This is a genomic window from Simplicispira lacusdiani (assembly GCF_003604195.1).
Taxonomy (GTDB): Bacteria; Pseudomonadota; Gammaproteobacteria; order Burkholderiales; family Burkholderiaceae_C; genus Simplicispira; species Simplicispira lacusdiani.
This window is the reverse complement of the sequence record NZ_QXGR01000001.1, coordinates 187,848-199,976: the sequence shown is the minus strand read 5'-3', so window position 1 is coordinate 199,976 and position 12,129 is coordinate 187,848. Positions and strand designations below refer to the sequence as shown.

11 protein-coding genes are annotated in these 12,129 nt (G+C 68.4%); 5 read left to right on the top strand and 6 right to left on the bottom strand.

Annotation, left to right across the window (positions count from 1 at the left end; translation table 11 throughout):
* The first annotated feature begins 11 nt into the window (after positions 1-11).
* Positions 12-1,277 (top strand): HD domain-containing phosphohydrolase, encoded by a 1,266-nt coding sequence (locus tag D8S75_RS00885; RefSeq protein WP_119964044.1) that lies wholly within the window; start codon positions 12-14, stop codon positions 1,275-1,277.
* Positions 1,278-1,375: 98 nt separating this feature from the next.
* A complete protein-coding gene (locus tag D8S75_RS00880; protein ID WP_198673114.1) occupies positions 1,376-2,575 on the top strand; it encodes an ABC transporter substrate-binding protein in 1,200 nt (399 codons plus the stop codon).
* Between the two features lie 181 nt (positions 2,576-2,756).
* On the opposite strand, the gene D8S75_RS00870 is transcribed toward D8S75_RS00880, so the two are convergent.
* Entirely contained in the window at positions 2,757-4,100 is a 1,344-nt protein-coding gene (locus tag D8S75_RS00870) for a D-amino acid dehydrogenase (protein ID WP_119964042.1), read from the bottom strand.
* A 112-nt stretch (positions 4,101-4,212) separates the two neighbouring features.
* Here D8S75_RS00870 and D8S75_RS00865 point away from each other — a divergent pair, with 112 nt between their 5' ends.
* Together D8S75_RS00865 and D8S75_RS00860 are read left to right on the top strand one after the other, a co-directional pair.
* Positions 4,213-5,124, top strand: a complete 912-nt coding sequence (locus D8S75_RS00865) for a LysR family transcriptional regulator ArgP (protein WP_119964041.1) — start codon at positions 4,213-4,215, stop codon at positions 5,122-5,124.
* Positions 5,125-5,238: 114 nt separating this feature from the next.
* Complete coding sequence (locus D8S75_RS00860) at positions 5,239-5,853, top strand: TetR/AcrR family transcriptional regulator (protein ID WP_198673113.1); 615 nt, start codon at positions 5,239-5,241, stop codon at positions 5,851-5,853.
* 51 nt (positions 5,854-5,904) lie between these two features.
* Here D8S75_RS00860 and D8S75_RS00855 read toward each other — a convergent pair whose 3' ends face one another.
* The 3 genes from D8S75_RS00855 to D8S75_RS00845 all read right to left on the bottom strand — a co-directional run bounded on the left by D8S75_RS00855 (position 5,905) and on the right by D8S75_RS00845 (position 8,200).
* Positions 5,905-6,327: a universal stress protein gene (locus D8S75_RS00855; RefSeq protein WP_119964039.1), complete on the bottom strand. Its 423-nt coding sequence runs from the start codon at positions 6,325-6,327 to the stop codon at positions 5,905-5,907.
* Positions 6,328-6,388: 61 nt separating this feature from the next.
* Complete coding sequence (locus tag D8S75_RS00850; protein WP_119964038.1) at positions 6,389-7,234, bottom strand: metallophosphoesterase; 846 nt, start codon at positions 7,232-7,234, stop codon at positions 6,389-6,391.
* Between the two features lie 12 nt (positions 7,235-7,246).
* Positions 7,247-8,200, bottom strand: a complete 954-nt coding sequence (locus tag D8S75_RS00845) for a LysR family transcriptional regulator (RefSeq protein WP_119964037.1) — start codon at positions 8,198-8,200, stop codon at positions 7,247-7,249.
* Between the two features lie 128 nt (positions 8,201-8,328).
* Here D8S75_RS00845 and D8S75_RS00840 point away from each other — a divergent pair, with 128 nt between their 5' ends.
* Positions 8,329-8,736, top strand: coding sequence for a hypothetical protein (locus tag D8S75_RS00840; protein ID WP_119964036.1), 408 nt, complete (start codon positions 8,329-8,331; stop codon positions 8,734-8,736).
* Between the two features lie 81 nt (positions 8,737-8,817).
* Here D8S75_RS00840 and D8S75_RS00835 read toward each other — a convergent pair whose 3' ends face one another.
* On the bottom strand, positions 8,818-9,813 hold the full coding sequence (locus D8S75_RS00835) for a hypothetical protein (RefSeq protein ID WP_119964035.1): 996 nt from the start codon (positions 9,811-9,813) through the stop codon (positions 8,818-8,820).
* Between the two features lie 226 nt (positions 9,814-10,039).
* Complete coding sequence (locus tag D8S75_RS00830) at positions 10,040-11,911, bottom strand: phosphoenolpyruvate carboxykinase (GTP) (RefSeq protein ID WP_119964034.1); 1,872 nt, start codon at positions 11,909-11,911, stop codon at positions 10,040-10,042.
* Positions 11,912-12,129: the final 218 nt, after the last annotated feature.

Sequence of the window (12,129 nt, the reverse complement as noted above, 5' to 3'; positions counted from 1 at the left end):
AAAGACAGGGCATGAACCAGATGAAACGCAAGGCGGCGGCACGGATCGCCCTGGTGACCTTGGCCATGGCGGCGCTGGCCAGTCCGCTGGCGTGGTACGTCTCGCGGGAAAACGCGGAAGAAGAGGTCGTGGCCCTGGCCCAGGAGGAGGCCCGGCGCGTGCTGCGGCGCGAGCAGGCGCTGCGCCTCGATGGCGCCCAGGCGCGCGAGCATGCCGGGCTGGCGGCGCGGCAACTGGCAGGGGGGCTGTTCGACATCGCCGAAATCTACGGCCCGGATGGCAGCAAGCTCGCCGAGACCGTGACGCCGCAGGGCGAGCAGGTCGAGGCCGCGCTGCCCAAGCACGGCGTGCCGCGCTACGCCGAGGCTTTCTACGAGCGTCTCACGCTGGCGACGGGCGAGCAGGTGCTGCGCGTGTTCGTGCCGCTGCGCGAGGCCCCGGCGGGCGGGCCGGTGACCGGCTACTTCGAGGGCGTGCGCGTGCTGCCGCAGTGGCAGACCGACCAGATCTTCTCGGACGCCCTCGTCGTCGGGCTCATGGTGTGCCTGGCTTCGCTGGTGTGCGGCGCGGCCATGTACCCGGTGGTGGTGCACCTGGTCGGGGAGAACGAGCGCAAGGCGCGCGAGGTGCTGGAGTCGCACATCGCCATGATGGAGGCGCTGGGCCGCGCCATCGCCAAGCGCGACTCCGACACCGGCGCCCACAACTACCGCGTGGCCTGGGTGTCGGCCCTGCTGGGCGAGGCACTGGGCCTGAAAGGGGCGGCCATGCAGTCGCTGATCCTGGGCAGCTTCCTGCACGACGCGGGCAAGATCGGCATCCCGGATGCCATCCTGCTCAAGCCGGGCCGGCTGGACGAGGACGAGATGCGCACCATGCGCACCCATGTCCGGCAGGGCGAGGAGATCGTCTCGGGGGCGGGCTGGCTCGATGGCGCGCGCGACGTGGTGGCATGCCACCACGAAAAATGGGATGGCACGGGCTACCCGCAGGGGCTGGCCGGGGAGGCGATTCCGCTGGCCGCGCGCATTTTCGCGGTGGCCGATGTGTTTGACGCCCTCAGTTCGCGCCGGCCCTACAAGCAGCCTTTGCCGCCGGAGGAGGTGCTGGGCATTCTTCTGGAGGGCCGGGGGAGCCATTTCGATCCCATGGTCCTGGACGTCTTCGTGCCCATGGCTGCAGCGCTGCGCCAGCAGCTCGATGGACAGGACGAGGACGCGGTCAAGGCGCTGATGGAAACCATGGTGGTGCGCCATTTCGACATTCTCACGGCCTGACGATGGCCTGACGGCGCGCCGCCAGGGCAGGGAAAGTGCGGAACCCGCCGGGCGGTGCCGTGGCTAAGCTGCGCACTTCATCGCGCAGGAGCAGTTCCATGAAACAGGTTCGCAAAGTGATGGGTGCCGCCCTGGCGGCGGCGCTGGCCGCGGCGGCCCAGGCACCCGCCCAGCAGGGCAACACCGTGCCCGTGGGCGTGGTCGGGCCGTTCAGCGGGCCGTCGTCCGATTTCGGCACGCCCATGCTCCAGGGCATCCAGATGGCCGTGGACGAGATCAATGCCGTGGGCGGCTACCTCGGGCGGCCGCTGGCGCTGGTGGTCAAGGACGACCAGGGCGACCCCGACACCGGCCTCAAGGCCGCGCAGGAGCTGGCGGCGCAGAAGGTCGTGGCGACCATCGGCTTCTGCAACACGGGCGTGGCGATGAAGGCGCTGGACGTGTTCCAGAACGCGCGCATCCCGCTCATCGTGCCGTGCTCCACCGGCACGCCGCTCACGGCCAAGTACCCGGCGCCCGAGAGCTACATCTTCCGCAACGCCGCGCGCGACAGCATCCAGGCGCCGTTCGTGGTGAACGACATCGTCAAGCGCGGCTGGACCAAGGTGGCCATCTTCGCCGACACCACGGGCTACGGCGAGGCCGGGCTCAAGGACGTGGAGGCGGCGCTGGAGGCGCGCAAGCTCAAGGCCGTGCATGTCACGCGCTTTCCGCTGGGCGTGACCGACCTGCGCGCCGAGCTGCAGGCCGCGCGCGACGCCGGCGCCAACGTGGTCTTCAGCTACACCGTGGGCAAGGAGAACGCCGTCATCGCCAACGGCCGCAAGGAGCTGGGCTGGAAGGTGCCGCAGGTGGGCGCTTGGCCGCTGTCGTTCCCGTTCTTCATCGAGGGCGCCAAGGATGCCGCCGAGGGCGCGCTGATGGCGCAGACCTTCATCGCCGAGCCCAGCAACGAGCGCCGCGCGGCCTTCCTGAGCGCCTTCACGCGCAAGCACGGCAAGCGCATGGCCGTGCCCATGGCGGCGGCGCAGGGCTACGACGCGAGCTACCTGCTCACGCACGCGCTGTTCGGCATCCGCGACGGCAAGCTCGACGGCCCGGCCGTCAAGCATGCGCTGGAGAACATCCCGCGCGTCTACTACGGCGTGGTGGCCACCTACGAGCACCCCTTCAGCCGCGAGGACAAGGACGCCATCACGCAGAACATGCTGGTGATGGGCAAGGTGCAGAACGGCGCCGTGACCTTTGCCTACCCCGAGGACGCCAAGCGCAATCTCATCGTGCAGCGAAAGAAGTGAAGCAACCCCCTGTGGCGCTGCGCGCCTTCCCCCTTCTCTCGCCTCGCTGCGCGAGGCGGGAAGGGGGACACCGCCAGCGCGGCGGGGCGGCCCTTGCGCGGCGGTCGCTGGCCTGGGCCGCGCCAGTGTTAACCGCTGGCGGGCTGGCGCAGGGCGGTGAGTGACGGATGCGGCGGCGCCGTCAGGCGCGAGCAGGCTGCATGTGGGTGGTTTTGGGGGCGCGGTCGAAGCCGTAGAAGCCGAAATCCATGCCGGGGCGCGCGCCGTCGATGAGCTCGGCCAGCGCCAGGCCCGAGCCCGCGCCGTGCGTCCAGCCCAGCGTGCCGTGGCCCGCGTTCACCCAGAGCTTGCCCAGGCGGGTGCGGCCGATGAACGGGATGTTGGTCGGCGTGGCCGGGCGCAGGCCGGTCCAGTACTGCGGGTCGCCGCCCTGCTCGGGGGTGCGCGTGTCGCAGACACCGGGGAACACTTCCTCGATGCGGCGCGACAGCATGTGGCAGCGCGCCTTGGCCACCGGGGTGTCGAGCGCCATGTCGAAGCCGCCCAGTTCGATGGTGCCGGCCACGCGCAGCTGGTCGCCCAGGCGGCTGATGGCGATCTTGCGGCCGTCGTCGAGCGCCGAGACCGTGGGAGCGTCCTCGGGGCGCAGGATGGGGAAGGTGGCGCTGTAGCCCTTGCCGGGGTAGATCGGCAGGTCCACGCCCACGTTGCGCAGCAGCGGCGCGCTGTAAGAGCCGCATGCGACAACGATGGCGTCACCTTGGAGTATTTGGTCTTTCTGGCCTTCGGCGCCCGGCTGGTTTGCGCGAACAGCTACGGATTCGATAGCGCCGCCCACCTTGTTCAGGCGCAGCACGTCGTGGCCGTAGAGGAACTGCACGCCGCGCGCGGCGCAGCGTTCGGCCAGCTGCTGGGTGAAGGCGCGTGCGTCGCCGCTCTCATCGGTGCTGGTGTAGGTGCCGCCGACGATGCGGTCGCCGTAGGCGCGGAACGCCGGCTCGATCTTCAGCAGCTCGTCGCGCGTCACCAGGCGGCGCTGCACGCCGTGCTTGCGCATCAGCTCCACGGCCAGGCCGGCGTCGTCGAACGACTTCTGGTCGGCGTAGAAGTGGGCGATGCCGCGCTCCAGGCGGTGGTATTCGATGCCGGTGCTGCGCACCAGCTCCTTGAGCGCGCGGTGGCTGTAGGCGCCCAGCGCCACGAGCTGCTGCACATTGCGCTCGAAGGCCGCGTCATTGCACTGCGCCAGGAACTTCAGGCCCCAGCGCCATTGGTCCCAGTCCAGTTGCGGGCGGAACAGCAGGGGAGCCTCCTTGTCGAGCATCCACTTGAGCGCCTTGAGCGGCGCCTCGCGGTTGGCCCAGGGTTCGCAGTAGCTCACCGAGATCTGCCCCGCGTTGGCGAAGCTGGTCTCCAGCGCCGCGCCGGGCTGGCGGTCCACCACAATGACCTCGTGGCCGCGCTCGCGCAGGTGCCACGCCGTGCTGATGCCGATGATGCCGGCTCCGAGAACAATGGTTTTCATGGGAGCGCAGTGTGCGCGACATTGCGTTCGAATAAAAGTGAAATTAAACTTCGTCAAAAAACATCAGAATCACTAATATTCTGAGACCCGGCCCGCCGCCAGTGAGGAGACCATGAGTACCTACGATCCCGCCGCCCTGGAATGCCTTGCCGCCATCGTCGAGGAGGGCGGCTTCGAGCGCGCCGCCCAGCGCCTGAACGTCACGCAATCGGCCGTCTCGCAGCGCCTGCGCGCCCTGGAGGCCCAGGTGGGCTCGGTGCTCATCGTGCGCAGCCGGCCGCTGCGGCCGACCTCGGCCGGGCAACTGCTGCTCAAGCACACCAAGCAGCTGCGCCTGCTGCGCGCCGACCTGGAGCGCGACCTGCAGGAGCTGGCGCCCAGCGCGCACGGCGGCGGACGCGAGGAGGAGCGCATCTCCATCGCCATCAACGCCGACAGCATCGCCACCTGGGCGCTCGACGCGCTGCACGACCTGGTGCGCCAGCGCCTGCCGCTGGAGATCATCGTGGACGACCAGGATTTCACGCAGGAATGGCTGCGCTCGGGCCAGGTGCTGGGCTGCGTGACCACGCTCAAGCAGGCGCTGCGCGGCTGCAAGATGGTGCCGCTGGGGGCCATGCGCTATGTCGCCGTGGCGTCGGCCTCGTTCGCCGAGAAGCACCTGCCCGGCGGCCTGACGGCGCACAACTTCCGCGAGGTGTCCTACCTGTCGTTCAACCGCAAGGACGACATGGCCGCCGAGTTCGTGGCCCGCGCCTTCGGCCTCAAACGCGTGGCGCTGAACCACCTGTTCGTGCCCAGCTCCGAAGGGCAGTTGCACGCCGTGAAGGCCGGCTGGGCCGTGGGCGTGCTGCCCGAGCTGCTGGTGCGCTCGGGCCTGGCCGACGGCTCGCTGGTGGACATGGCGCCGGGCCAGGAGCTGCCGATCAAGCTGTATTGGCACTGCTGGAACCTCGAATCCGAGGTGCTCGACACCCTCACCCAGGCCCTGACGGAGGCCGCCGGGCGCACCCTGGCCGCGTGAAACCCGGCGTGGCCGATGCTGCACTGCATCAAAGAATGCGTCAGAAAATGAACGCCGTGGTTGTGAAACAACTGGGTCATTTATTTTTCAACCGCAGTGCATAAGATGGAGGGCATGCAGACGCAGCACCCCAAGATCTCCTTCAAGGAGCAGATGCACCAGGCCCGCGAGAACGCGATCCTGCAGACCACCTGTCGCCTGTTGGGGGAGAAGGCCTTCGACGCCATGACCATGGACGACGTGGCCAACGACGTCGGCATCGCCAAGGCCAGCCTGTACAAGCATTTCGCCAGCAAGGAAGAACTGTGCTGCACGGCCATGGTGCAGATCCTGGAGCGCGTGCAGGTGTACCTGAACGGCCTGCCCGAGGCCCTGGAGCCGGTGGAGAAGCTGCGCGCGCTGGTGCGCTGGTCGCTCGAACGCCTGATCAGCGAGGAGCTGCCGCTGCTGCCCAGCCGCAATTCGTCCCTGCGCGCCGTGCTCATGTCCAACCAGGACTACCTCGACCGCCTGATCGCCGTGAGCGACCGCATCGGGCACTGGATCACCGAGGCCCAGGCCCAGGGCCGCATTGATGCCTCGCTGCCGCCGCTGGTGGTGCTCTACACCCTGTACGCCCGGGCCTGCGATCCGGTGGTGAGCTTCCTCAAGGAAGGCGGCCAGTACTCGGACGCCGAGATCGTCGAACTGGTGCTGCGCACCTGCTTCGACGGCCTGGCCGCGCGCTGACGCCCAAAAACAAAAAAGCCCCCGCAGGGGCCTTGGCATGCGCGCCGCGGCTCAGCGCACGATGAGCACCGGCACGGTGCTGTGGGCCAGCACCTGCGTGGTGACCGAACCCATCACCAGCGTGGCCAGGGCGCCATGGCCGTGCGAGCCCATCACCAGCAGATCGAACTTGCCCGTGTCGGCCACCTTGCCGATGGTTTCGCCCGCCGGGCCCACCTTGACGATGCGCTTGACCTCGGCGCCATGGCGCTCCAGGAACTTGACGACCGGGTTGAGCACCTTGTCGGCCTCGTCGGCGTAGTACTGGGCCACGGCCTCCTTGCCCAGGGCGGCGCGCGCGCGCGGCGGCAGCGCGGCCTGGACGTGGATCAGGCTGTAGTTGTGCTTGCTGCCCAGCAGCTCCTCGTGCGTGGTGAGGTAGGCCAGCATTTTTTTGGTGTAGGCGCTGCCATCGACAGCCAGCAGGATATTCATGCGATTCTCCAGGTGAGAGCCAAAAACGACGGGCCGGAGCGACCCGCCAGTCCTACTCCGATCATACGTCGATGCAGCACCGAGGCTGGAAAAGGGCCTGCTCGCCCTTGCGGGCATAGCCCAGCGGGTTGGCCACCACGCGGCACCGCCAGGGCCGGCCGTCGCCGTGCTGGCCCTGCACGGCGTAGTCGCTCGGGGCGTGTAGATGGCCGTGCAGCCACAGCTGGGCATGGGGCAGAAGATGGTCCAGGGCGTTGCAGAAACCCGCCGTGCCCGGGACGAGGCCGTAGCGCGGGTCGGCGCTGCGCAAGCTGGGAGCGAAATGCGTGACGGCCACCGTGGGGCCCTCGAAAGGCCGGGCCAGCGCTTCCTCCAGCCAGGCCCGGCAGGCCAGGGCCTGCTCGCGCACCGCTTCGGCCAGCCAGGGGGCGTCCGCGCGCGTGGTGCCGGTCTTGGAGAGGTAGAAGTTGGCCGCGCGGAAAGCCTTCTGCCGCAGGCGCAGGCGGCGCGCGAGATCGGTGCAGCACTCGTCGTCGGCCAGCGCGTCGAAGTCGCTCCACAGCGTGGTGCCCACGAAGCGCACGCCACCCTGCACCAGCGTCTCGCGCTCCAGCCAGAGCAGGCCGAGCCGGTCGCAGGTGCGGCGCAGGCGGTCGTGCGCCGCGTCGAAGTCCTGCATGTCGTACTCGTGGTTGCCGGGCACGAAGAGCACCGGCGTCGGCCAGCCGGCGCCTCGCGGCAGCGGCGAGAAGCGTTCCAGGCCGAAATCCTCGCCCGCGAGCTGCGAGCCGCCCTGGTACGAGCCGATGTCGCCCGCCAGCACCAGCAGGTCCGCGCCGGGGGCGGGCTCGGGCTGGAAATGGGGGTGGGCTTCGAGGTGCAGGTCGGACAGCAGTTGGATTCTCATGCAGCCGGCAGTCTACGGGAACGCGCTGCGCGCCGAGCGCGCCAGGGCCTGCAGCAGCCAGTGGCAGGCGGCCTGCTGCGGGCCACGGCGGTGCCAGAGGGCGTCCACATGCACCGTGGGCACGTCGAAGGGCAGCGGGCTTTGCGCCAGTGCGCTGGTGATGCCGGTCACCGGCACGAAATGGCGTGGCAGCACCGTCAACAGGTCCGAGCCGGCCACGGCATGGCCGGCGGTGAGGAACTGGTTCACGGTGAGCACCACGCGGCGCTTGCGCCCGAGCGCGGCCAGGGCCTCGTCGATGAAGCCGAAGGGCCGCCCCGAAAAGCTCACCAGCAGGTGGCGCGCGTCGCAGAAGGCGTCCAGCGTCAACGGCGCGGCGGCCAGGGGGTGGCCCTTGCGCATCACGCAGATGTACTGGCCCTCGTAGAGCCGGCGGCTGTCGAAATCCGCCGCTTCGCCCGACTGCGCACGCGCCGTGAGGTCGGCCAGCACGAACGGGAAATAGCCCACGGCCATGTCGGCCGCGCCGTCTTCCAGCAGGCGGCGCGGGTCGCGCGTGGTCAAGGGCACGACGCGGATGGCGATACCGGGTGCCTCCTGCTCGATGATCCGCGCCAGCGGCGGAACCAGCGTGCCCGCCGTGGCGTCGGCCATGGCCAGCACCAGCGTGGAGCGGGCCGTCGCCGGGTCGAAGACGCCGGGCGCCAGGGAGTCCTGCAGCAGCGTCAGCGCGTCGCGCACCGCCGGCCACAGGGCCAGCGCGCGGGGCGTGGGCTCCACCCCCTGGCCGCTGCGCACCACCAGGTCGTCGCCCACCGCCTCGCGCAGGCGGCGCAGCGCATTGCTCACGGCCGGCTGTGTCAGCGCCAGCTTGTGCGCGGCGCGCGTCAGGCTGCGCTCGGCCATGACTTCGTCGAAGACGCGCAGAAGGTTGAGGTCCAGGGAGCGGAAGTTCAGCGCGGGCATGGCGGCAATTATCACTAGCGTGAATGGTTTTGATTCAAAATATAAATTTGAACAAGCAAAGGGTAAACCCTAATATCACGCCATTCGCCCGGCAATCTCGCCACAAGCGTTTGAAAAGGGAGTCCGCCATGACCAGCTTCGCCAATGTCCATTACCCCACCGAACACCCCGGCGTGGTCCGCGCCGAGAATGCCATCGCGGCCTTCAAGCAGGCGAAGGCCGGCTTCGACGGCGCCCGCGGCGCCGCCACGGGGCTGATGGCGGCCGTGGTCTCGGCCCTGCTGGTGGTGGCCCACCAGGTCATCGACACCTGGAGCGACGGCCACCTGCTGGCTGCCTGGATGGCGCTGTGGGCCGTGGGCTTTGCCGCGTTGGCGCTGCTGGGCGCGCCCACGCGCCGCGTGCTCGCCGTCCTGGGCGAATGGCGCCAGCAGCGGGCCCTGGATGAGGCCGAGCGCAAGATGTGGGACATGGCCCGCAGCGATCCGCGCCTGATGGCCGAGCTGCAGGCCGTTCTGAACCGCGAAGACCATTGACCTGCTCCGGCGCATGCCGGTGCCCATAAAAAATCCGCGCCGTGAGCGCGGATTTTTTATGGGTGGCGCCGCTTTTCCGGCCTATTTGCGGTGCTTCGCGGTGAAGGCGTCGATGGCCTCGGTCAGCGCCAGGAATTCGGCGGGGCTCAGCGACAGGCTGCGCTCATGCCCGGACTTGGCCACGACCTGGAACTTCCACGGCTGGCGCTCGCCCGGCTTGTAGGCGGCGGCGGCCTGGCGCACGCTGTCCATGTCGAGGTCGAAGGCCACGGTTTCCTGGTGCGTGCATTTGCGTTCGAGCAGGTCGCGCAGATTGCAGATGACGTTCTGCGCCACGCGGGTGACCTCGCCGCTCTTGGGGCCCGTGGCCGAGGGGTAGCGGGCCGTGGTCGGGTTGCGGTAGCTGAAGTCGATATAGGTTTCCTTCACCACCACCTGCACCGTGGGCTGGAGGGTCTTGCGGTCGATGCGGGCCTGGAGGAACTCCACGCTGGGGTAGTCCTTGCTCTCGGGCACATGGGCCGCGCTGGTGCTGAGGGTGATCGCCGTGGCGCCGTCCTCCGTGGTCAGGCGGCCGCGGTAGAACGCGGGGGCGTGCCGCAGGGCGATGGCCTCGAAGGCCTCCTGGGTGCCCAGCGACTTGAAGTGGTAGTCGCCGTGTTTCCAGCTGGAGATCTTCTGGAGCAGGTTGTAGCTGTTCGGTTCGCCATTGGCGAAGAAGGTGAAGTAGCTGCTCTTTTCCGCGGCCTTGCCCGGCTCGGTGATTTCGGTCGGCGCCGTGCCCTTGCACTGGTTTGTCTTGTCGCTGTCGGTCCGGGGCAGCAGGGTGATCTCGGCGCTGCAGACGCCATCGGCATTGCTGGTGCACGACCACTTGCTTTCGACCTTCTTGCCGCCGAAGAAGGCGCCATCGTCCGACTTGCAGGTGCCGCTGAGGGTGACGCCGACGAAGGGCTCGTCCCGGGATTTCATCAGGATGAAGTGGGCCTGGCCCTTGTCGGGGCTGGCGGCGAGGGCCGTGGGGGCCAGCACCAGGGAGGCGGCCGTGGTCAGGGCGAGTGCCAGGGTTGTGTTCATGGGAAACGCGGAAGGCATGCGGTGAAGAGGAGTGGCACGGCAGGGGTTTCGCCGCGCGCGACCCAGGATCGTACCTCGGAGCACCCGCCGGCAGGGCATGGGCTTACAGGGCATGGGGCCGGGGCAAAGTCTTTTCATGGTGCCCGTAAGGCAACAAAAAGCCGCCGGGCGCGGGCCGGGCGGCTTTCCATGGACTGGCGCGCCCCGGGGCGCGCCATGGGGGCGCTCAGAGCGCGGCCAGGCGCTGCTCCAGCGCGGCCTTGGTGTCCAGCAGCTCCTTCGGCAGGTGGTAGGCGAGCTGCTCGAAGTGGTCGGCGTGCAGCTTCAGCTCCTCGGTCCAGGCAGCCTTGTCGATGCTCGTCACGGTGGCGAACTGCTCGGCGCTGAAGTCCAGGCCGGTCCAGTTGATTTCGCCGTACTGCGGCGCGACGCCGAACATGGTTTCCTGGCCCGCGGCCTGGCCTTCGATGCGGTCCAGCATCCACTTGAGCACGCGCATGTTGTCGCCGTAGCCGGGCCAGACGAACTTGCCGTCCTCGCCCTTGCGGAACCAGTTGACGCAGAAGATCTTGGGCAGGGTGTGACCGGATTCCTCCAGCTTGTGCTCCATGTCGAGCCAGTGCTGGAAGTAGTCGCTCATGTTGTAGCCGCAGAACGGCAGCATGGCGAACGGGTCGCGGCGCACCACGCCCTGCGCGCCGAAGGCGGCGGCGGTGGTCTCGCTGCCCATGGTGGCGGCCATGTACACGCCTTCCATCCAGGTGCGAGCTTCCGTCACCAGCGGCACGGTGGTGGAGCGGCGGCCGCCGAAGATGAAGGCGTCGATCGCCACGCCGTTGGCATCGTCCCATTGCGGGTCGAGCGCGGGGTTGTTGGTGGCGGCCACGGTGAAGCGGGCGTTGGGATGGGCGGCCTTGGCGCCGGTCTGCTTGGCGATCTCGGGCGTCCAGTCCTTGCCTTGCCAGTCGATCAGGTGGGCGGGCAGCTTGCCCTGGTCCTTCTCCATGCCTTCCCACCACACATCGCCGTCATCGGTGAGGGCGACGTTGGTGAAGATCACGTCCTTGTCCAGGCTGGCCATGCAGTTGGGGTTGGTCAGCGTGTTGGTGCCGGGGGCCACGCCGAAGTAGCCGGCCTCGGGGTTGATGGCGTACATCTTGCCGTCGGCATGGGGCTTGATCCAGGCGATGTCGTCACCGATGGTGGTGACCTTCCAGCCGTCGAAGCCGGCCGGGGGCACGAGCATCGAGAAGTTGGTCTTGCCGCAGGCGCTGGGGAAGGCGGCGGCCACGTGGTACTTCTTGCCCTGGGGGTTGGTCACGCCCAGGATGAGCATGTGCTCGGCCAGCCAGCCCTGGTCGCGGCCCATGGTGGAGGCGATGCGCAGCGCCAGGCATTTCTTGCCCAGCAGCGCGTTGCCGCCGTAGCCCGAGCCGTAGGACCAGATTTCGCGCGTTTCGGGGTAGTGCACGATGTACTTGGTCTTGGGGTTGCAGGGCCAGCTGGTCTGGTCCTTCTCGCCTTCGGCCAGCGGGGCGCCCACGGTGTGCATGCAGGGGACGAATTCGCCGTCCACGCCCAGCACGTCGTACACGGCCTTGCCCATGCGGGTCATCAGGCGCTGGTTCACGGCCACGTAGGCGCTGTCGGTCAGCTCCACGCCGATGTGGGCGATGTGGCTGCCCAGCGGGCCCATGCTGAAGGGCACCACGTACATGGTGCGGCCCTTCATGCAGCCGTCGAACAGCGGCTGCAGCGTGGCGCGCATCTGGGCCGGGTCCATCCAGTTGTTGGTCGGGCCGGCGTCTTCCTTCTTGGCCGAGCAGATGTAGGTGCGGTCTTCCACGCGGGCCACGTCAGACGGGTCGGACCAGGCCAGGAAGCTGCCCGGGCGCTTGGCGGGGTTGAGCTTCTTGAAGGTGCCGGCCTCGACGAGTTGCGCGCACAGGCGGTCGTATTCCTCCTGCGAGCCGTCGCACCAGACGATGCTGTCGGGCTTGCACAGAGCGGCCATGTCGGCCACCCAGGCCAGCAGGCGGGCATTCTTGACGTAGGCGGGGGCACTGAGGTTCAGGCCCTGCATGGTGGGTGCGTTCATCGGGAGCTTCCTTAAGTTGAAAAACAGTTTTTTCAAAGGAAGCGGACGCCCGGTACCACAGCAAGGCCTGCGCTGGGAAGATGCTGAGCGCTGCCTTTGAAAAAACGGCTTGTGTGCTCAGTCGGCGGGCGGTTGCAAGGGCATGCCACCACGGGGTGGAGGCTAGTCCACGGAATCCGCGGGTCGGCTGGGATGTCGATTTTATGAATCTGCCGCCA

Coding starts and splice junctions, on each gene's coding strand:
- D8S75_RS00885 (WP_119964044.1), top strand. CDS start 12: ATGAACCAGATGAAACGCAAGGCGGCGGCACGGATCGCCCTGGTGACC.
- D8S75_RS00880 (WP_198673114.1), top strand. CDS start 1,376: ATGAAACAGGTTCGCAAAGTGATGGGTGCCGCCCTGGCGGCGGCGCTG.
- D8S75_RS00870 (WP_119964042.1), bottom strand. CDS start 4,100: ATGAAAACCATTGTTCTCGGAGCCGGCATCATCGGCATCAGCACGGCG.
- D8S75_RS00865 (WP_119964041.1), top strand. CDS start 4,213: ATGAGTACCTACGATCCCGCCGCCCTGGAATGCCTTGCCGCCATCGTC.
- D8S75_RS00860 (WP_198673113.1), top strand. CDS start 5,239: ATGCAGACGCAGCACCCCAAGATCTCCTTCAAGGAGCAGATGCACCAG.
- D8S75_RS00855 (WP_119964039.1), bottom strand. CDS start 6,327: ATGAATATCCTGCTGGCTGTCGATGGCAGCGCCTACACCAAAAAAATG.
- D8S75_RS00850 (WP_119964038.1), bottom strand. CDS start 7,234: ATGAGAATCCAACTGCTGTCCGACCTGCACCTCGAAGCCCACCCCCAT.
- D8S75_RS00845 (WP_119964037.1), bottom strand. CDS start 8,200: ATGCCCGCGCTGAACTTCCGCTCCCTGGACCTCAACCTTCTGCGCGTC.
- D8S75_RS00840 (WP_119964036.1), top strand. CDS start 8,329: ATGACCAGCTTCGCCAATGTCCATTACCCCACCGAACACCCCGGCGTG.
- D8S75_RS00835 (WP_119964035.1), bottom strand. CDS start 9,813: ATGAACACAACCCTGGCACTCGCCCTGACCACGGCCGCCTCCCTGGTG.
- D8S75_RS00830 (WP_119964034.1), bottom strand. CDS start 11,911: ATGAACGCACCCACCATGCAGGGCCTGAACCTCAGTGCCCCCGCCTAC.